Origin of the sequence: Phormidium sp. FACHB-592 (genome assembly GCF_014695795.1) — a bacterium.
Classification (GTDB): domain Bacteria; phylum Cyanobacteriota; class Cyanobacteriia; order Leptolyngbyales; family Leptolyngbyaceae; genus Stenomitos.
Genome location: NZ_JACJOZ010000075.1, coordinates 307,469 through 326,426 on the forward strand (window position 1 = coordinate 307,469; position 18,958 = coordinate 326,426).

General features: G+C 49.4%; 19 protein-coding genes. 7 read left to right on the forward strand and 12 right to left on the reverse strand.

The features are described from left to right. Positions 1-112 precede the first annotated feature (112 nt). Together H6F86_RS22825 and H6F86_RS31690 are read left to right on the forward strand one after the other, a co-directional pair. Complete coding sequence (locus H6F86_RS22825; protein ID WP_190451551.1) at positions 113-940, forward strand: RNA methyltransferase; 828 nt, start codon at positions 113-115, stop codon at positions 938-940. 237 nt (positions 941-1,177) lie between these two features. Then, positions 1,178-3,100, forward strand: coding sequence for a serine hydrolase (locus H6F86_RS31690; RefSeq protein ID WP_199305425.1), 1,923 nt, complete (start codon positions 1,178-1,180; stop codon positions 3,098-3,100). A gap of 52 nt (positions 3,101-3,152) precedes the next feature. On the opposite strand, the gene obgE is transcribed toward H6F86_RS31690, so the two are convergent. Next, a complete protein-coding gene (obgE, locus tag H6F86_RS22835) occupies positions 3,153-4,238 on the reverse strand; it encodes a GTPase ObgE (RefSeq protein WP_190451553.1) in 1,086 nt (361 codons plus the stop codon). A gap of 318 nt (positions 4,239-4,556) precedes the next feature. On the opposite strand from obgE, the gene H6F86_RS22840 reads away from it, so the two are divergent. Beyond that, on the forward strand, positions 4,557-5,231 hold the full coding sequence (locus H6F86_RS22840) for a hypothetical protein (protein WP_190451555.1): 675 nt from the start codon (positions 4,557-4,559) through the stop codon (positions 5,229-5,231). A gap of 14 nt (positions 5,232-5,245) precedes the next feature. Further along, positions 5,246-5,962, forward strand: a complete 717-nt coding sequence (locus H6F86_RS22845; protein WP_190451557.1) for a hypothetical protein — start codon at positions 5,246-5,248, stop codon at positions 5,960-5,962. A 54-nt stretch (positions 5,963-6,016) separates the two neighbouring features. On the opposite strand, the gene H6F86_RS22850 is transcribed toward H6F86_RS22845, so the two are convergent. From H6F86_RS22850 to H6F86_RS22885, 8 genes are all read right to left on the reverse strand, one after another. Then, positions 6,017-6,436, reverse strand: a complete 420-nt coding sequence (locus H6F86_RS22850) for a peptidylprolyl isomerase (RefSeq protein WP_190451558.1) — start codon at positions 6,434-6,436, stop codon at positions 6,017-6,019. 170 nt (positions 6,437-6,606) lie between these two features. Then, positions 6,607-7,080: a TspO/MBR family protein gene (locus H6F86_RS22855; protein WP_190451560.1), complete on the reverse strand. Its 474-nt coding sequence runs from the start codon at positions 7,078-7,080 to the stop codon at positions 6,607-6,609. A 128-nt stretch (positions 7,081-7,208) separates the two neighbouring features. Beyond that, positions 7,209-7,718: a hypothetical protein gene (locus H6F86_RS22860; RefSeq protein WP_190451562.1), complete on the reverse strand. Its 510-nt coding sequence runs from the start codon at positions 7,716-7,718 to the stop codon at positions 7,209-7,211. Positions 7,719-7,872: 154 nt separating this feature from the next. Continuing rightward, entirely contained in the window at positions 7,873-9,135 is a 1,263-nt protein-coding gene (locus H6F86_RS22865; protein WP_190451564.1) for a SufS family cysteine desulfurase, read from the reverse strand. A gap of 104 nt (positions 9,136-9,239) precedes the next feature. Continuing rightward, the gene (sufD, locus tag H6F86_RS22870; protein WP_190451566.1) at positions 9,240-10,583 is read right to left on the reverse strand and encodes a Fe-S cluster assembly protein SufD; all 1,344 of its coding nucleotides are present in this window, start codon (positions 10,581-10,583) and stop codon (positions 9,240-9,242) included. Continuing rightward, entirely contained in the window at positions 10,580-11,365 is a 786-nt protein-coding gene (sufC, locus tag H6F86_RS22875; protein WP_190451570.1) for a Fe-S cluster assembly ATPase SufC, read from the reverse strand. The genes sufD and sufC overlap by 4 nt, the downstream gene beginning before the upstream one ends. A gap of 100 nt (positions 11,366-11,465) precedes the next feature. Next, on the reverse strand, positions 11,466-12,902 hold the full coding sequence (gene sufB / locus H6F86_RS22880) for a Fe-S cluster assembly protein SufB (protein ID WP_190451571.1): 1,437 nt from the start codon (positions 12,900-12,902) through the stop codon (positions 11,466-11,468). 74 nt (positions 12,903-12,976) lie between these two features. Continuing rightward, positions 12,977-13,369 (reverse strand): ferredoxin-thioredoxin reductase catalytic domain-containing protein, encoded by a 393-nt coding sequence (locus H6F86_RS22885; RefSeq protein ID WP_190451573.1) that lies wholly within the window; start codon positions 13,367-13,369, stop codon positions 12,977-12,979. A 269-nt stretch (positions 13,370-13,638) separates the two neighbouring features. Between H6F86_RS22885 and sufR the strand changes: the two genes are divergently transcribed. Next, positions 13,639-14,292 (forward strand): iron-sulfur cluster biosynthesis transcriptional regulator SufR, encoded by a 654-nt coding sequence (gene sufR, locus H6F86_RS22890; protein WP_190451574.1) that lies wholly within the window; start codon positions 13,639-13,641, stop codon positions 14,290-14,292. 85 nt (positions 14,293-14,377) lie between these two features. Further along, positions 14,378-14,755, forward strand: coding sequence for a hypothetical protein (locus H6F86_RS22895; RefSeq protein ID WP_190451577.1), 378 nt, complete (start codon positions 14,378-14,380; stop codon positions 14,753-14,755). A gap of 45 nt (positions 14,756-14,800) precedes the next feature. Here H6F86_RS22895 and H6F86_RS22900 read toward each other — a convergent pair whose 3' ends face one another. Both H6F86_RS22900 and H6F86_RS32935 read right to left on the reverse strand, forming a co-directional pair. After that, a complete protein-coding gene (locus tag H6F86_RS22900) occupies positions 14,801-15,196 on the reverse strand; it encodes a hypothetical protein (protein ID WP_190451579.1) in 396 nt (131 codons plus the stop codon). Positions 15,197-15,962: 766 nt separating this feature from the next. Then, entirely contained in the window at positions 15,963-16,091 is a 129-nt protein-coding gene (locus tag H6F86_RS32935) for a hypothetical protein (RefSeq protein ID WP_277881700.1), read from the reverse strand. Between the two features lie 16 nt (positions 16,092-16,107). On the opposite strand from H6F86_RS32935, the gene H6F86_RS22905 reads away from it, so the two are divergent. After that, positions 16,108-18,057, forward strand: coding sequence for a chloride channel protein (locus H6F86_RS22905; protein WP_190451581.1), 1,950 nt, complete (start codon positions 16,108-16,110; stop codon positions 18,055-18,057). Positions 18,058-18,183: 126 nt separating this feature from the next. Here the strand turns inward: H6F86_RS22905 and H6F86_RS22910 are convergent, their stop codons facing one another. After that, positions 18,184-18,573, reverse strand: a complete 390-nt coding sequence (locus H6F86_RS22910) for an AbrB family transcriptional regulator (protein WP_190451695.1) — start codon at positions 18,571-18,573, stop codon at positions 18,184-18,186. Positions 18,574-18,958: the final 385 nt, after the last annotated feature.

The window sequence follows — 18,958 nt, forward strand, 5'->3', positions numbered from 1 at the left end:
GTGAGGAGTGAGAAGATAATAGTAAAGGGTCAGGCGATAGAATGCAGAATTAGCGCAGAACACCACACAATCTGTACCGTCTTTTAAGCTCTTACTCTTCACCTTCTAACACATGGCTGAGTCGGTTTTGGCAACAATTCGCATTGTCCTGGTTGAACCGGCTGGTGCGCTGAATGTAGGTGCGATCGCCCGCGTCATGAAAAACATGGGCTTGCAGCATTTGGTGCTTGTAAATCCACAGTGCGATCAACTCGGTGCAGATGCACTACTGATGGCGGTTCATGCGGCAGATGTGTTGGCAGCGGCGACAGTGGTAGCAACGCTGCCGGAGGCGTTACGCGGATGCCAACGAGCGATCGCGACCACTGCCCGCCCTAGGGTTGACACCATCTTAGAGCCTCCTAGAACTGCCCTGCCCTGGCTACTGGAACCGCTCCAGCTAGAAAACGGACAAGCAATGGGGGCGCTGATCTTTGGCCCCGAAGACCGAGGGTTGAGCAATGAAGAACTCAATCATGCTCAGCGTTTTGTGGCGATTCCGTCTCACCCTGAGTATGCGGCGCTGAACCTGGCGCAAGCAGTAGCGATTTGCTGCTATGAGTTGTACCAATTTCTTTCTTCTCCTGCTGCCCCTCTCCCCGTCGCCCCTTCTCCTCTTCCCGCTTCCTTCTCTCCTCTTCCCTTTGCCCCCGCTGCTTTCGATATTTTAGAGGGTTATTACCAACAGTTGGAGACGGTTTTGCTAGCGATCGGCTATCTGCATCCACACACAGCCGCCAGCCGTATGCACAAGTTTCGGCGCTTGTTTAACCGGGCACTGCCCTCTAGCGACGAGGTGGCAATGTTGCGGGGCATTTTGAGCCAGGTTGAATGGGCAACTCAAAAAGCTGGGACGCTTGACAAGCAGACAAAGAGCGATCTCACACCCACTGAGGATTAAATGGCAAGGGCTACAAGGACATAGACATCCTGCCCAGGGATTGATGTCGGTCGTCAAGAAATCACGTTTTTTTGAGGAGAGGTTAGTCTACAATTCTGATAGCTTGGGCGGCAAGGCAAGCGAGTAGCAAAATGTCGTCGGCGCTGGCAGTATTGCTCTGCTACTGTAAAGCGGGGATTGCATCTCACGTTTGTATCAGCTTTAATCGTTTCTCTCAGCTTTTTGTTGGAGTGTGTTATGCCAGAGCCGGGCGATTTGTCGCGCAGATCACGCAGTGATAATTCCTTCTCTTCCACTCAAATGTCTGGATCAGGGCGATCGTTGCGTGATTACCCAAACGCTCATCGGCAATCGCCACTAGAGCACCCTCGATCAAGTGCTCATCAGCCTTCTGGCACAAGAGATCCTGGTTTACAACGAGCGGGCATCAGTGCTCGTACTAATAAACGGCAGCGGGGAAACCTTTGGCAAATTTTGTTCGGGCAGGGAAGTAAGCGGCTGTCGCGTCGATCAAAGCAACAGCCAGCAACGCGAAAAGACGTTAAGGGGGCTAACGTTGATTCACCGCGCAACTTTTTTCAGCGGTCGAAGCCTAACGAACGATTACGCCTTACTAAGGATCAGGCTGCTGCGAAATTAGCTGATGAACAAGTGCGGCAGGCGGTCTTTGGGCGATCGCGGCAATTTGGCGGCTCTTCCTCTACCCTTAGCACTGTGTCATCGCGCGGAAGGTTACCCGCTACCAGAGAGGGTCGTGGTGCCTTTAAAAACTCTGGCTCACGGGCTATTCCAGCGTTTCAGTTGTCAGCCCAAACGGGAGAGCGAGATCAAGCAAGTGCTTCTTCACAGCAACAGGTAGGACGGTCTTCAGCTCGTCGTGGACTGTCTACCAAACGTCGCAACGGTTTGGGGATCGCTGAGAGTTCGCAGGGCACTGACTGGAACGCGCGATCGTCCGCCTCTAACCAGAAGCGCGATACTCCAGCTCGTTCGCGATCGCGCGGTTTTTCCGCAGGGCTTTATGCAGCGCGGATGCTGATTTTGAGCGTTGGCATCGGCGTTTTGGTTGGCACAGTGATGTCGATGTTTGATCCGGCTGCTCGCTTATCTGCAGGCGCATCGCAGCAAGCAACCTCAAAAAGTGGCGCTGCTGGAAGCACACCGATCGCTCAGTCAGTCGTAGTGTCACAGGGCACGACAACAGAAAATCCTTCAGCAGCACAACAACCCCAAATCGGGCAAGAACTGACAGCTCTCAAAGCGGCATTGCAAACGCTGGCATTGCAGCATCCTAAACTCACACCAGGAATGTTCCTGTTTGATCTGGATACTAATGCCTATATGGATCTCAACGGTGGTGCCTCTTTCGCCGCCGCTAGCACCATTAAGGTGCCGATTTTAGTTGCTTTTTTCCAGGATATTGACGAAGGTAAAATTCGTCTGGACGAGCGGCTCACAATGCAAAAAGAATTAGTGGCAGGCGGATCAGGCGAATTGCAAGGGTTGCCTGTGGGCACACAGCTCACAGCGCTGGAAACCGCAACCAAAATGATTACCATTAGCGACAACACAGCTACGAATATGATCATCGCTCGCTTGGGCGGTATCGCAGCCTTAAACCAGCGGTTTCAGTCTTGGGGGTTGGTTTCTACAACACTCAACAATCTGTTGCCCGACTTAAGCGGAACGAATATGACTAGCCCTAAAGAGCTGGCATTTCTGATGACGCGTATTAGTCAGGGGGAACTGGTTTCGATGCGATCGCGTGATCGCGTGTTGGACATCATGCAGCGCACGGTCAACCGCAGCCAACTGCCTCAGGGTTTGGGTAAGGGCGCAACGATCGCTCACAAAACTGGGGATATTGGCGGGCTGATTGGCGATGTTGGCTTGATTGATATGCCCAATGGCAAGCGTTACTCGCTGACGGTGCTGGTGAAGCGCTCGTTCAATGACGATAGCGCCTATGACCTGGTGGCAAATACGTCCCGCGCTGTTTATCAGTATTTCAACCGTGTTCCGGCAGCCCAACCTCGTCCGGCTGTAAATCCTGCGACGGCACCAGAGCAACCACTGCCTAGGGCTGAGAACAGTATGCCTGTTGATTCTGATCGTGCCCTTAGCCTTCCCGCCAATACTGCAATGACTCAGACTCCCTAATGGGAGGCTACGACTGTTAGCCGAGCGATTGCCAGTCAGGTAAATCCTGCCTTTAGATATTCAATGGGGCCGGAGCAATGGCATTAAGGTCGAGCGGTTCTAGGCTGTTGTTAAGCGTTTCGGCTTCCAATTCCTCGGCTTGTAGCTCATCCAAAGATTGCCAGATTTGGTTAAGCAATGGCTCTAACCCAATGCGTGCGACGGCTGAAATTTGAAAAACAGGTACGTGACTTAATGCGTGCAGTTGGGCTGCAAGGTCATCGATCGCTTCAGTTTCCTGGCTCATCGCATCCAGTTTACTAAGCGCTAAGAGTTGGGGACGATCGGTCAGCCCACGTCCATAAGCATGGAGTTCCTGCTGGATGGTATGGTAATCGGCGATCGGATCAGGGCTTGTCACATCAATGAGATGCAAGAGCAACCGCGTCCGCTCCACGTGGCGTAGAAAGTCGTGCCCCAAGCCTGTTCCCATATGTGCGCCTTCAATCAGACCCGGAATATCGGCAAAGACAGTACCGTCTCCCGTCGGCTTACGCACCACACCCAAATTGGGCACTAGCGTTGTAAAGGGATAATCAGCAATTTTGGGTCGAGCCGCAGACAGTGCTGCAATCAGTGTTGATTTACCCGCATTCGGCAGACCAATGATGCCTACTTCAGCTAGCAGTTTCAGTTCCATGCGTAGAAAGCGAGCTTCTCCGGGCAGTCCGGGTAAGGCTCGCTCGGGGGCACGGTTGCGATTACTAAGAAAGTGCTGATTGCCTAACCCGCCTTTGCCCCCCTTTGCCACACAGAACGTTTGGTTCGGTTCAACCAGATCGCCCAACAGTTCACCCGTTTCTGCGTCGTAAATCATCGTGCCGCACGGAACATCAATGATGCGATCGTGCCCTGCGGCTCCTGTACGGTTGTTTGGTCCACCCCGTTGCCCATCGTCTGCTTTAAACAGATGGTTGTAGCGAAAATCCAGCAATGTTTGCAGGTTCTCCACTGCGCGAAAAATTACGGAACCACCTCGACCACCATTACCGCCCGACGGTCCTCCAGCAGGCACGTACTTCTCTCGGCGGAAGGCAACTAGCCCATCACCTCCATTACCTGCCTGTACCTGTACTTCTGCCTGATCGATAAATTGCATGGTGCGAAACTAGAGCATTCATTCTTCATCATAGGCGGTTCAGCTTTTAGCGTTCAGTTTTTAGCGTTCAGCTTTAGGCTTTAAGCTCTAACACCTACGTTGATTGCCACATACAGATGTTATGCCTTCTTAAGCAGGAGCAGTCAGCAGGCAGAACTGCTCTATCAGAAAGCGCTTCAAGGAGCTTCCCGTTTCGACTTCCTGGCGAGCGTAAACTTTTGATGAAGCATCCGAAATCTTGAGAATTACTTTGAATGTAACGTTGCGCCCCCACATGATCGACTCCACTCAGTCTCATCGCTTACAGGAGATTCATCAATGAACTATTTTTCTACTGTTATCTCATTATTGCGCGACCGCAAAGAGTTCTTAGCGGAAATTTATGACGGTGTGGGGCTTAAAACCAAAATGGCGGCGCTCCTTATTTCTAGTTCGTGCTTCTTCGCCATTTATGGAGCAATTATTGGCTCCTATCATAGCCTGCCCCAAGTTGCTTCTTCTGCTATTAAGTTACCTGCCTTATACCTGATTACCTTAGTCATCTGTTTGCCAACGCTCTATATCTTTAATGCGCTCTTTGGCTCTAAACAGACGATCGGGCAACATTTCACGTATCTACTCACAGCCGTTTCAGTGATTGCAATCTTGCTGTGCGGCTTCGCTCCCGTCACCTTGTTTTTCTTGATTACTGTTAATGACTACTCTTTTTTCTTATTGCTTAATGTGGCAATCTTTGCCCTTACAGGTATTATTGGCGTTACATTCCTCTATCAGATAATGAAGCCTATTTCTGACAATGATGGCGATCAAGGCGCTAAAGTTCGCAAAAACATTCTCCGCTTTTGGCTAGTACTTTATGGCTTTGTTGGCAGTCAGCTCGGCTGGACGTTGCGTCCTTTCCTCGGTTCACAAGGTCAGTTTGAGCTGTTTCGTCCTAGAGAAGGTAGCTTCTTTTCAGGTGTTTGGAATGCGCTCGTTAGCCTTTTCTCCTAACGTAAGTGGCTAACATGAACCCTGAATTAAAGCAACTGACGATCGCAGCGAAAGAGCTAGAGCAGCTTACTGGCTTGGAAGTAACCGATCTCTTTATTGGGGGAATGGTCGGCGGTGCTTATCGCCCTAACCTTTTCAAAACTCGGCAACGCTTCCTTTCCTTTTGCCTGACACAACTCTTTATCTTCGTTTTAATCTTTATTTTTACGCTGCCGATCGGTCTTCTTCTAGTACGGAATCACGCTAATTCTGTGAATGATGTGTCAACCATCACTTGGTTTTTGCAAGTCAGCTTTAGCGTCAGTACAGTGGTGATCGTGGGCTGGAACGTAACGATGGCACTTAAAAGTAAAACGCTCAAACCGCTTGCCCACTTACTGGACGAAGTTGATAAATATAACGAGATTGTGCAAGCAGTAGCTATCGTTGAACGACTGGAAGCGCTCGGCAGTTCACAGACTCACAGGATGGATCGTCAGCAGGTGATCGAAGCGCTAATGATCGCCAGAAATAGCCTAGTTTGTGGCTTAATGACCGAGAAAATCTTACGGCAAAATCGTGGACTTTTGGCTCGGCGTGTTGATCTTCTGATGAACATTGAAACCAACTTGACTACTTTAAAGACAATGGAAGTAACTAGTCAGGCAAGTGAATATGTCGAGTTATTGAATGAAGCCTTGCAAATTGGCATCAGCGTCCATCAAGAAGTGCAGCAATTCTCTCAACGGTAGATGTTGAAAAAACTGCTGCACATAGTTTGAGTGAAGCTAAAACGGGTAAAACCGCTATTTTTCGATCGTCACTGAGAGAATTTTGTCGCCTTTGCGAATTGCATTGACTACATCCATATCTTTCGTTTGACCAAAGGTTGTATGCACTCCATCCAGATGGGGCTGGGGCGAGTGGCAAATAAAGAACTGGCTACCACCTGTATTTGGTCCAGCATGAGCCATCGATAGCGTACCAGCCAAATGTTTGTTGTGGTTAAGTTCGTCCTTAATTTTGTAGCCAGGTCCACCAGTGCCCGTCCCTAAGGGGCAACCGCCTTGAACCATAAAGTTAGGAATTACTCGATGGAAGGCTAGCCCGTTATAGAAGCCTTTCTCAGAGAGATCGACAAAGTTTTTTACCGTATTAGGTGCATCAGCATCAAAAAAATCAATGTTAATGGTGCCCTTATCGGTTTCGATGATGGCGCGTGTCATGATGTCTACTTACTCCAGGGTGCGGTCATTGGTTTAGAAAACCTTTTCGATCCTAACGCTCAGGGAGGCTTTACAGTCTCCTAGACAAAAAAATCTCGTTTTATAGGCGGCTATAGTGAAAGGCTGAACCTGTTTTGCCAGCTTTCTTTAACCACACTCTAGAGCCATCCTTATGCCGACTCTGGGTTGAGTTTGCCCATTACCCAAGTTGTATAGGTGCCGATCGGACTCCAGAGTAAGTACGGCACCAGCAGCAACGCTGCCCACCTTGAGACCTGCCAGACAGTAAAGGTCAGAACTAGCCCAATAACGACCCCAATACCACCGATCAATGTACCTGCTTTCAGGCTTCGCAGCCATAGAGTGACTGGAGAGTAGAGGACGATCGCCAGCTCCAGCAACAGATATGCAATCATGAGCGACCAGGCTTTGCTGCTGCCAGGATCACGTTCCCAAACAATATAGGCAGACCAGGCTCCAGCAATTAAAATGACGATCCAGATCAGGGGAATTAAGGGTTCAAACGTTAACCATCGAGGACGACGCAAGCGTGCAAACCATTTCACATCTTTCGGTCGCAGGATGTTGCTAGCAAGCGCCACTAAGAAAGTCACAGCACCAATGACCATCCAGGACTTAATCATGCTTCTCTAATCTCCACTGTTGCTTAATCCACCCTTTAAAGGTTTGGATTTCCTGATTATGTCAGGGCAGCAGTAGATCTTAATCTGTCCTTAGTGCAGTGATACCAAGCCTCTCGAAAGGAAGAACCCTAGATGCTGGGGAAACTCCATGCATCGCTCTGACAGTATTGGTTTGTTTCTTGCACTAACGGACCTTCTTGCTCTTGAATTGCAATAAAGGTCCTATTTGCCTTTTGCACACTTTGCAGGTTAGTTACGGGTGCACTAACGACGGCATCGCTTGCTCTACTTGTGTCTCGATAGAGTTTAATAAATTGTGCCTGCAAAATCTGGATTTGTTTGTTAGAAAACTCCATTCCAGCCAAGTTATCGGCATACTCATCTAGTTCGATGGCTGCTCTCAGCAACAGGCGGTTGTCTTCTGCGATCGTCATGCCTGTTCTTTCTGGTCGAGCTTCGGCAACTTTATTAACGATCGCTACCAATTGATTACACTGAGAGACTTTGCTTTTGCTGTGATGCGCGATCGCGGTAGTCAGGAGGCACGCTCCTACAAACAAGACAGCATATCTACGGGTTAAAAAAGTTGCCTTTCTCGTTGCCTTAACGTTAAAGCGATCGCGAGTTACGGTTTTCACTGATTTCTTCCAGAAAGTGTGCTTCAACTGGACGCGAAAAGCCGTATTCACACGGGGGCATAAGCGAATACAAGCCAAGTGTTACACAACACAATACTGTCGAGCAAGTGAAGATCCGTAAAAACCGCGAAGATTCAGCAAGGTTTGACTAACGTTAGCCAAAAATACTGCCGAAGAACTCAACGGCTTCCTTCAACGACGCAATGAAGACATCAATCTCTTCCTGAGTGTTGTAAAAATAGAGGCTAGCGCGTGCAGTCGATTGAGCGCCAAGATGCCGATGCAACGGTTGGGTGCAGTGATGTCCCGCTCGAATTGCTACGCCTGACTGATCCAAGATGGTAGAGAGGTCGTGAGGGTGCACATCCCCAGCAGTAAAGGCAGCTAATGCTGCACGTCCACTGCCATCCGCATTGGGCTTAGGACCATACAGCCTTAGTTCTGGCATTTGCTGAAGCTGCTGAAAGAGGTAGCTAGTGAGTTCCTCTTCATACGCATGAATAGTATCCATGCCGATCGCACTTAAATAATCAACGGCTGTCCCCAAAGCAATCGCCTCTGCAATTGCTGGCGTGCCCGCCTCAAACTTATGGGGTAAATCCGCGTAGGTTGAGTGATCCAGAAAAACGTCTGCAATCATCTCGCCACCACCCAGGAAAGGAGGCATCGATCGCAGCAACGCTAACTTGCCATAGAGGAAGCCAATTCCTGTAGCCGCGCACATTTTATGTCCAGAGGCAACGAGCCAATCACAATCGATTGCCTGTACATCGATCGCCATATGAGGAACGCTTTGGCAAGCATCGATCAAGACTTTCGCGCCATACTGGTGGGCGATCGCACAAATCTCCTTCACTGGGTTAATGCAGCCCAAGGTGTTGGACACATGCACCACCGAAACCAATTTTGTTCTGTCTGACAGCAGCGACTTAAAATGCTCCAGATCAAACTCTTCGGTTTCGGTTAACTCGACAAACTTCAGCACCGCACCAGTCCGCTGTGCCAGCAGTTGCCAGGGAATCAGGTTGCTGTGGTGCTCCATCACGGAGAGGATGATCTCATCGCCCTGCTTCACATTGGCGTTACCCCACGCATAAGCAACCAGGTTGATCGCCTCACTAGCATTGCGGGTGTAGACAATTTCTTGTCGCGACGCTGCGTTCACAAAGGCTGCTACCTTATCCCGTGCTCCTTCGTACGCATCCGTTGCCCGCGAACTGAGGGTATGCACACCTCGATGCACATTAGCATTGTCGTGCTCGTAATAATGGCGAAGGGCATCCAGCACCGCGATCGGCTTCTGCGATGTCGCCGCATTGTCCAAATACACTAACGGCTTGCCATGAATCTGCTGATGCAAGATGGGGAAATCAGCACGAACCTTAGCAGCAATAGGCTTTTCTTGAATGAGGGTCATGGCAGAAGGGGGAGAGGATGAGGGGCAAGGGGAGCGGAAGGGATAAGGCTTAGATTAACCGTCTGTAGGGGCGTTATATGTAACGTCCCTACAGACAAAGGGTATTAGGTTTGCTGAGTACGAACGATCGCCGCTAACTTCTCTCTCAGCGACGCAACGGGAATTTCACGAATCACTTCATAGGCAAAGGCATAGGTCAGCAGCTTACGGGCACTGTCCTCATTGATGCCACGGCTTTGCAGGTAGAAGACTTCATCGCTATCGAGTTGACTAACCGTGGCACCGTGAGTACATTTCACGTTATCAGCGGTAATTTCAAGCTGAGGTTTAGTATCGATCCGGGCTTTAGGTGACAGCAGTAGGTTGCTGCTTAGTTGTTTGGCATCCGTAAGTTGAGCGGCTCTGGGTACGAAGACTTTGCCGTTAAAGACTGCATGGGCACGATCGTCCACAATGCATTTGTGAATCTGATTGCTACTGCCGTGGGGATGGGTGTAGGCGATCGTGCTATGTGTATCCGCCACCTGTTCACCACTAATGATGGTCAGTCCATTTAACGTTGTTTCGGTCTGCTCACCAGTGTGGTAAACCTCTAAATTATGACGAGAGAGTTTCGCACCAAGACTCACTGCATTACAGGTGTAGCGAGAATCCCGCGCTTGCGAAACAGCCGTCTTGCCAATATGGAACGCCTCGATGCTATCGCGCTGAATACGGGTGTGGTTCACTTCTGCATTATCACTCAACCAGATTTCCGTTACAGGATTGGTGCAGTAAATGCCGTCATACAGTGTGACGTAATCTTCAACCAGCGTCAGTTTGCTACCCGATTCCGCAACAACCAGTGCGCGAGGATGGGCGATCGTCGGCTGAGTGGCAGTGGAAACATACAGAATTTGAATGGGATGAGCGATCGCCTGATTTTTCTCTACCCAAACGAGGGCCCCATCGCTCAGGTTAGCAGTGTTCAGTGCTGTGAATGTTTCCTCTGCGCCCTGCTGCTGTGCCAGATAACGCGGCAGTTGCTCAATGAGTTCTGCGCCAGCAACCAGATGAGTAACCAGTATCCCATCGGGCAAATCATCGACTGCCGACAACGCTGCGTCGTAGCGTCCATCAACAAAGACCAGGCGGCTGCTCACGGCTTCTGGCAGAATAAATGGCTGAATCGCAGCAAACCCTAGTGTAGGCGCTAGCTCATTAACTGCTTGGAAGGTAACTTGCAGTAAGGCTGATAGATCAGTGAAGCGCCATTCTTCGTCTCGAGTAGACGGAATTGCCAACTCTTGAACCCTAGCAGTGGCACGATCGCGAATGACGTTTAACCAACCCGCTGATGCATCCAGTTCTGGACGCAAACTCACTAGCTTTTGAAGGTAGGTAGCTCGATCGACCTTCAACTTCCCGTTTGTTGGTGCGACATCAGAAACAGTAGACTGAGTTGTCATTGTGCTGCTACTGCCTCCTCTTCACGCACCCAGTCGTAGCCACGGGCTTCTAACTCTAGCGCCAGTTCCTTGCCACCTGTAGTGAGAATGCGTCCGCCTTCCATGACATGGACATAATCAGGCGTAATGTAGTCGAGCAAGCGCTGATAGTGAGTAATCAGGACGATCGCATTGTCTGCGTTTGCCAGTTGATTCACGCCATTCGACACAATCTTGAGTGCATCGATATCCAATCCCGAATCCGTTTCGTCCAGAATGCCTAGCGTTGGTTCCAACATCGCCATTTGAAGAATCTCATTGCGCTTCTTCTCACCGCCCGAAAAGCCCTCATTTAGGCTGCGGCTAAGAAACGCAGGGTCCATTTTGACAATATCCAGCTTTTGCCGCACCAGATCATCAAAATCGAACGCATCCAGTTCTTCTAAACCTTGGTGCTTGCGTTTGGAATTGTAGGCAACGCGCAGAAAGTCGAGATTGCTGACGCCAGGAATTTCAATGGGGTATTGGAAGGCAAGGAAAATGCCCGATCGTGCGCGCTCTTCTGCCTCTAGCTCCAGCAGGTTTTTGCCCTGAAAGTGGATTTCGCCACCCGTCACTGTATAGTCAGGATGACCGGCTAGGACTTTAGAAAAGGTGCTTTTGCCAGACCCATTGGGACCCATAATGGCATGAACTTCACCCGCTTTTACTTCCAGATTCAACCCTTTTAGAATCTGAATTCCATCTACGTCGGCGGTCAAATTCCGCACGGACAAAATCACTTCGCTGTTTTCGCTAATCATCCTTAACCTCTAAAAAAATTAGCCATTAGTGCTTGGCAATCAGCCACCAAGAGCACGCCTTCAGCACTAATAGCCAATAACTAACTACTAAACACTGCCTTTACCCAACGCTACCTTCGAGCTTGAGGCTGAGGAGGCGATCGGCTTCCACTGCAAACTCCATTGGCAACTGGTTAAACACATCCTTACAGAAACCGCTAATCATCATCGAAATCGCGTCTTCGGATGAGATACCGCGCTGGGAGAAGTAGAACAACTGGTCTTCGCCAATCTTGGACGTTGACGCTTCGTGTTCCACTTTGCCTTTGTTGTTTTGCACCTGGATGTAGGGAAAGGTATTGGCTTGAGCTTTGTCGCCAATCAGCATAGAGTCGCACTGCGAATAGTTCCGTGCGCCTGTTGCCTTAGGACCAATCTTGACCAACCCGCGATAGCTGTTTTTGGACTGTCCAGCCGAAATGCCTTTAGAAATAATGGTGCTGCGCGTATTCTTGCCAATGTGAACCATCTTGGTGCCCGTATCTGCCTGCTGATGGTGATTCGTCAGCGCGACCGAGTAAAACTCACCCACAGAGTTATCGCCCACCAACACACAGCTTGGGTATTTCCAGGTAATGGCGGAACCTGTTTCTACCTGCGTCCAGGAAATTTTGGAGTTTACGCCCTGACACAAGCCACGCTTAGTTACAAAGTTGTAGATGCCGCCCTTGCCGTTGGCATCGCCTGCATACCAGTTCTGCACCGTAGAGTACTTAATGTCAGCGTTATCGAGCGCCACCAATTCCACCACAGCAGCATGAAGCTGGTTGGTATCAAACATTGGCGCAGTGCAACCTTCAAGATAGCTGACTGAACTACCTTCTTCTGCCACAATCAGCGTCCGCTCAAACTGGCCCGAATCGCCATTGTTAATGCGGAAGTAGGTCGAAAGCTCCATTGGGCACTTTGTGCCTTTGGGAATGTAGACGAAAGAACCATCACTGAAGACCGCAGAATTGAGTGCCGCGAAGTAGTTGTCGCCAGCAGGAACCACACTACCGAGGTACTTTTGGATCAGTTCAGGATGCTCTTGCACCGCTTCTGCAAAGGAGCAGAAGATTACCCCTTCTTCGGCTAGCTTTGCTTTGAAGGTCGTGGCGATCGAAACGCTATCAAAAATGGCATCCACTGCCACATTGCTCAAGCGTTTTTGCTCCGAAAGCGGAATGCCTAGCTTCTCAAAGGTATCCAGCAGTTCAGGATCAACTTCTTCCAAGCTCTTCTTTTTCTCCTTCACCTTCGGTGCGGAGTAGTAGACGATGTTCTGATAGTCGATCGCTGGATAGGTTGCATTCTGCCAGTTCGGCTCCGTCATCTTGAGCCACTGACGATACGCCTTCAGGCGAAACTCCAGCATGAATGGCGGCTCTTCTTTCTTCGCCGAAATCAGCCGTACAACGTCTTCACTCAACCCGCGCGGTATCGTATCGGATTCAATGTTAGTAATGAAGCCGTATTTGTAAGGCTGGTTAACCAAGTTTTGAACAGTTGGACTCATCGGTAGTGTTCTCTGGTCTAGGTTGGGGATCGGGTCGGGAGAAAGTAATTTGCGGAGCGTAACTTACAGAACTGCTAGCTGTGTTGCTGATTAGTAACCGTTCTGATTTCATCAAACGTTATGTCTTGCTGGTCGCCTGCAAAATCATGGTCGGGCGTAAGAAACAGTAGGCAGTGGCATTCTTTACGCTCACGCATCGGTACACATGGGCAGTTCCAGTAAGCAGCTTCAACTTCAGCCGCTTTGTCCTCGTAATGACGGCAGGGGCAAAGGGGCGAACCCAAATCATCCTTATGCTTTGCCAAGCCTTCAATCACAACTGCCGTCACGCCAGGGTCAACGCAGAAATAGGTGCCGGTTCGCTTGGCATAGGTAATAGAGAAGTGCCTCATCGCTTCGAGGCTTTTATCAGTGGACTGAGCCGCTTTAGGGGAGGCAGATTGATTAGGTTGAGTGTCTGAGTTCATGAGGCAGCGCGACAAGACAACGGATCGATTCTATAATTAAAACAACATAGATGTTGCTTAATCATATTGTAAAGCACTTTAGCAACAATGTTGTTGCCAAAGTCGAAAGCAGAACCTTAAATAAGGCATTGAGGACTATGGCTTAGGGCAAGACGATTGTGTGTTTAAGTCGTTGTAATATCAGGTTGTCGTAGCCGTGCTCCCGTAGTCGATCGCTGTTTTAGTAAAGCCATGTGAACTTAGCTGTCAGCTTTACCGCTGGGAAAAGAATGACAACTGTCCAACAACCCTCCACAAAACAAGACATTTTGCACCACTTGCTCAAGCAAGGACAGTCAACAGTACAGGAGTTGGCTGAACAGCTACACGTCAGTCCGCAAGGCATTCGACGACACTTAAAGGATTTAGAAGCGGATGGCTTGATTGTCCATCAGGTGATTCAAACGGGCATGGGTCGCCCCAACTACAGCTACACACTTAGCCAAGCAGGGCGCGATCGCTTTCCCGATCGCTACGATGATTTTGCTGTTTCGCTCTTAGACACATTGGCGGCAACGGTGGGCGCAGACCAGATGGGTTCCATTCTGCGGAAACAGTGGGAACGTAAAGCGCTGGAGTACCGCGATCGCCTCGGCAACGGTTCTCTTAAAGAACGAGTGGATCAGCTAGTCGCACTTCGCCTTGCTGAAGGCTATATGGCAGAGTGTCATCCCGTTGATGTGAATGGCGCTACTGTAGAACAGGGCGATCGCTTTATCCTGACGGAGTATAACTGCGCTATCTCTCACATTGCCGAGTCCTTCCCTAGCGTTTGTGGTCACGAACTGGAGATGTTCGCCGCCGCCCTCGATTGCAAGGTTGAACGCACTCACTGGCTCGTCAACGGCGAACACCGCTGTGGTTATTTGATCCAACCTAAGTAGCTTTAGAATGTGCGGGTTCTTATTCAAGATGAGCCAGATATATACGTTGTCCGATTAGGTTAATTGCTGAGTGCTAAGGGCTTCTATGCAACCATCCAATGAATTTCTAACACCAGAAGAATGTGCGGAGGTAGATAAGGCACTGCTAACTTCGCGGGAAAAGTTTTCGGCGCGAGTGGCAATTTATGCGCTGCGATCGCTCAAGCAAATCGCTCAAGCAAATGGGGTCAATATTGTGCAGTTATACCCGCAGCAGATTGAAGCTTGGGTTTACCAGGATGAGAGCTTACAAGCAGGGGTTGATCGCGAGTTTCGGCAGTTTTTCTCGCAGTTGGTCATTGCGTCGATGAAACCGTTGAGACAAATGGCGGCGGCGGCAGGTGTACCGATCGAGGCGATCGGATTGGCTCAGGTTATTGACTGGTTTGAACAACAAGCAAAGCTAAATTTAGGCAACCGTTAAGTTCCTGTATTAACGCACCGTGGCTTGTACTCAGAGTCTTTTTGATCAAGGTTGCTTCGGTGGTCGTTCAACGTCTACAAGCGGTAGTGCAGGTCGAGCCGCAGGCTCTTGCTTAATCGGCGCATTTTGGATTAGGAACAAGGCAGTGCCCATAAAAATAGCGCTTCCTAAAACAGTCCAAACAGCCGAAAGCCCACTCAACTTAAAGTCACGTCGAACGCGGGCAAGAGGACGGCTTTCGCGGCGTAGCCGATGTCCAGTTGGTAGACTGCTGAGAGTAAAGGGGTCACGCACATAATGACCGCTCCAACTCACTACCAAGCGTTCGCGACAGTTTTGACACGTTAGCAGCCCGCGCAAAAGTTTATGGGGCTTAATAACACCAGCACGGTGACAGATTGGACAGATTGGAGAAGGCGTGTCAAAGGTATGAGCGTTCATCTAAATCGTCTATCACTACAGAGGCTTACTTAGATCAAATCGACAGGCGTTATTTTGCAAACAGTTGGTCAGAGGGAGCACTTTCTTGCCTTAACGGATGACTATAGCCTCAGCTCTCAAAAGACTATTTCGTATCCGTTAAGCTCGTAACGTTCAAGCGTATAAATTTTCTCGATATAAGCTCTAAGTACCAGTATACAGACCCTTGCGGGATGTACACTTGAATCATCTAGCCCAAATTTTCCTTAAATTTATGCTTCGAGTTGTAGCCTAATGGTTGCGTCGTTGACACAAAAATGCTTTGACCAGGCATAAAAAGTGTTTTCAGGTTTTGCTTCCATCCAGGTTTCTCGCTTGAAGCTTCATAGTTGAGGCAGGTAGTGCTGGCTATAAGGCGCTGTATCATGCCGATTGAGAGCATCGACTAAAGGTATTAACTATGCCTGGGTAGAGCTTTTAATTGGCTAGAACGATTGCCTCGCTTAGTGTAGCTTGCGTTACCTAGAGTTGGCAGTACTGTCAGAGTACCCATTTAAGTTTCTTCATCTAAACAGCAGCGATCTTTGTTGGGGTTATGCAAGCTCATTTTACGATCGTCCCTGAGTGATTTTGAAGCAAGAGTGACTTTGCAGCAAGTACGATTTTCTCCAAACTTCGGCTTGTAGTCAGCAGCAACTTAGCTGTCTTTGGCGACGTTAAAGGATGGCGTTACTAACAGGACTGATTAGAAGCTTGTTGGGTTACACAGCCCTGCAAAATTAGCGCTTTAGCGGTTGAACTGAACGAGGGCATTAGGGTTCAGCTCTTTCAGCACCTTATGAGGACGTTCTCCCCGGAAGCGATCGTAGAAATAAGCGAAGATAAAACTAGCAATAAAAGTTAACTCTGATCTCATAATCGCTCTTAGCCTGATGACTGCCAGCCCTTCTCCCAACGTTCTGACACCTCAGACACCGCCAGCGACTGTGCTGAGTCCACCAAAGCCTATGCTTGCCAGCACACTGAACCGCTTGCAACCTGCGCCTGAAACCCTCGTGCTGCTGTTAGCACTTGTTATTGGTAGTGGCACAGGCTGTGCTGTGGTGCTTTTTCACTACCTCATTCAGTACATTCACAGTCTGATGCTAGAGGATGTGATGGGATTGATTGTGCCGCTGGGTTTTTGGACACTTGCCTGCATTCCGGTGCTCGGTGGGCTACTTGTAGGGATTATGCGCTGGTGGCTCCAGGATTTTGGACCGAATTTGTCCGCGTTGATTTCAGCCTCTCAAGGACTGGATAGCGTTTCGTCATTACGAGCCAGTGGGAAAGCTGTTGCAGCATCAGTGTCGTTAGGAACAGGCGCATCTCTGGGTCCTGAGGGTCCAAGCGTTGAAATCGGTGCCAACATTGGCGTGATTGTTGGGCAAGCACTACAAATGTCGAAGGAGCGCCAGCGTCTCTTGCTAGGGGCAGGTGCTGCCGCTGGTCTAGCAGCAGGCTTTAATGCGCCGATCGCAGGTGTCTTTTTTGCGTTGGAAGTAGTGTTGGGCACGACGTTTGCAACCTCTGCCGTCAGCGTCGTGCTGTTGTCAGCAGTCGTGGCAGCGTTGATTGCTCAAATTGGGCTAGGTGGGCAGCCACCATTTACATTGCCAAGTTATGAGGTGCGGAGTCCCTTAGAGCTACCGTTGTATCTAGGGTTAGGGCTGTTTGCTAGTTTGGTGTCGATCGCCTATACCCAGTCTATTCAACGCGCCCAGCAGTTTTTCGATGGGCGAATTCCAGGTATGGGCTGGATGAGTCGAGTACCCATGCTGCTGCGTCCGGCGATCGGTGGTCTTTGTGTTGGCGCGATCGCACTGCAATTTCCCCAAATTCTTGGTATCGGCTATGAAACTATAGAAGCGATGCTGCGGGATGTACAGTTTTCGTTGCCGTTACTGTTGAGTTTGCTGGTACTTAAGTTGGCAGCAACAGCTATCAGTCTGGGCAGTGGGCTAGTGGGCGGGTTATTCGCGCCTGCGATGTTCTTGGGTGCATCTCTCGGTGCCGCTTATGGCAAGTTGATGGCGCTTGTGCTGCCGCTCTCACTGGGTAGTATTGCGGCACCGCCAGCCTACGCCATGGTGGGTATGGCAGCAGTGCTAGCAGCTAGCGCCCGCGCACCATTGACTGCGATTTTGCTGCTGTTTGAGTTGACCCGTGATTACCGCATCATTCTGCCGCTGATGGCAGCTGTGGGCTTGAGCGTCTGGCTGGTTGATCGCCTAAAGCCACTTGACCGCAACCCCTCAACTATTCAGTCAACGAGCTTAGCCAATTCACCCGATCACAATGCGGATGTGCTGCATCAGTTACTAGTTGTTCAGGCGATGCATCAAACGTTTCTGTCGTTGCCCAGTACTATGTCAGTGCTCAAAGCTGGTTTAGCTTTAACGACCCATCAATCTCGCAGTGCGCTGGTGGTAGATGCCTCTGAGCAACTGATTGGTCTCGTCACGCTTCAGGATATTCATCGTGCCATTTCCCGCTGGGAAACTTATTGCCATACTCATGCTGCTAGCGATCACCCGGTCATTGATTTAACAACTCAGACGTTGGACGACATTTGCACGAAGGATCTGCTCTACGCTCATGAGGATGAACGAATTCAGGACGCGCTTGCCCGGATGTCAGCTAGAGGATTGAATCAACTACCTGTTGTCGATCGCCACAATATTCGTCACATTATCGGATTGCTAGAGCAAGAAAAAATTACCTTGCTATGCAGCCTGACATTGATGCAACAATCGCTTCATCCTTATTTGGGCATGGAAAAAGATTCTGCTGACGGCAACGAAATGCCTACAGCAGAATTGATGAGCTTGCCACAATCCTAAAGGTTTGCTCTGCTCTTATTTCTTGCGACTTGTCCAAATATTGCTGAACATCATTAGCAACCCGCCGACAAAAATCGCGATCGCCAAGCCTGCGGGCAGTACGGTCATCCAATCGATCGTTTCCATTTAAGCTTCTTCATCCAATTGGTCAATTTGCTTTAGATGAATGTGCTTACGACCCAGGGAAATTTCAAATTCATCGCCTGGTTTAAGTTCCATCTGCTTAGTGTAGGCAGAACCGATAAGCAAATTACCATTGGACTGAACGCTAATCCGATAGCTGGCACTGCGACCGCCGCGTCCATTTATATTTTGTTTACCATCAAGTTCAATACCCTCTGCGTCAATGAGCGCATTGAGGAACTTCATCATATTGACTCGTTCTACACCGTTCTTTGTCACCGTGTAGTAACCGCACTCCCGCGCTTTCTCTTCTTTACTATGGTTCTCTAGTTCTTTAACTTTTTTGAGCAACGCTTCGCCTAGAAGAGGCTCAATTTTTTTCTTTTTACTCATTAACTTAGCTGGGAACTGTGTGGATTGGGTCACAAATTTACTAACATCTGGCAAAGGGTAAATGCTTTAGCTGTTTACTTACCTATGCAATCATAGTACACCGTCCCTCTCATTTGTCTCATACCCTGGCTGCTAATTTACTTAAGAGCGAAGGAGTTGTTCGGCCTTACTAAGCCGATTGCTCGCTGATAGTAATTGCCACAAGCATTTAGTTTGTTGGTATTGGTGGCTGGAGAAGAGACAATGACCTTCAACCTTAGCTGCAATGACTGACTAAAATTTGTTGCTTGCAACACTCACACGATCGCTACTCAATTGGCACCACTGCCACTAATTGAAAGCAGCCAATAATTAGTACATTCGTTATAGCCATTTGTAGACCAAG

Bases quoted from the DNA above. Each gene is read 5' to 3' on its own strand.
- obgE (WP_190451553.1), bottom strand. From the start codon at position 4,238: ATGCAATTTATCGATCAGGCAGAAGTACAGGTACAGGCAGGTAATGGA.
- H6F86_RS22900 (WP_190451579.1), bottom strand. From the start codon at position 15,196: ATGAACGCTCATACCTTTGACACGCCTTCTCCAATCTGTCCAATCTGT.
- sufD (WP_190451566.1), bottom strand. From the start codon at position 10,583: ATGACAACTCAGTCTACTGTTTCTGATGTCGCACCAACAAACGGGAAG.
- H6F86_RS22905 (WP_190451581.1), top strand. From the start codon at position 16,108: ATGACTGCCAGCCCTTCTCCCAACGTTCTGACACCTCAGACACCGCCA.
- H6F86_RS22855 (WP_190451560.1), bottom strand. From the start codon at position 7,080: ATGATTAAGTCCTGGATGGTCATTGGTGCTGTGACTTTCTTAGTGGCG.
- H6F86_RS22885 (WP_190451573.1), bottom strand. From the start codon at position 13,369: ATGAACTCAGACACTCAACCTAATCAATCTGCCTCCCCTAAAGCGGCT.
- H6F86_RS22845 (WP_190451557.1), top strand. From the start codon at position 5,246: ATGAACCCTGAATTAAAGCAACTGACGATCGCAGCGAAAGAGCTAGAG.
- H6F86_RS22850 (WP_190451558.1), bottom strand. From the start codon at position 6,436: ATGACACGCGCCATCATCGAAACCGATAAGGGCACCATTAACATTGAT.
- sufR (WP_190451574.1), top strand. From the start codon at position 13,639: ATGACAACTGTCCAACAACCCTCCACAAAACAAGACATTTTGCACCAC.
- H6F86_RS22895 (WP_190451577.1), top strand. From the start codon at position 14,378: ATGCAACCATCCAATGAATTTCTAACACCAGAAGAATGTGCGGAGGTA.
- sufC (WP_190451570.1), bottom strand. From the start codon at position 11,365: ATGATTAGCGAAAACAGCGAAGTGATTTTGTCCGTGCGGAATTTGACC.
- H6F86_RS32935 (WP_277881700.1), bottom strand. From the start codon at position 16,091: ATGAGATCAGAGTTAACTTTTATTGCTAGTTTTATCTTCGCTTATTTC.
- H6F86_RS31690 (WP_199305425.1), top strand. From the start codon at position 1,178: ATGCCAGAGCCGGGCGATTTGTCGCGCAGATCACGCAGTGATAATTCC.
- H6F86_RS22840 (WP_190451555.1), top strand. From the start codon at position 4,557: ATGAACTATTTTTCTACTGTTATCTCATTATTGCGCGACCGCAAAGAG.
- H6F86_RS22910 (WP_190451695.1), bottom strand. From the start codon at position 18,573: ATGAGTAAAAAGAAAAAAATTGAGCCTCTTCTAGGCGAAGCGTTGCTC.
- sufB (WP_190451571.1), bottom strand. From the start codon at position 12,902: ATGAGTCCAACTGTTCAAAACTTGGTTAACCAGCCTTACAAATACGGC.
- H6F86_RS22865 (WP_190451564.1), bottom strand. From the start codon at position 9,135: ATGACCCTCATTCAAGAAAAGCCTATTGCTGCTAAGGTTCGTGCTGAT.
- H6F86_RS22825 (WP_190451551.1), top strand. From the start codon at position 113: ATGGCTGAGTCGGTTTTGGCAACAATTCGCATTGTCCTGGTTGAACCG.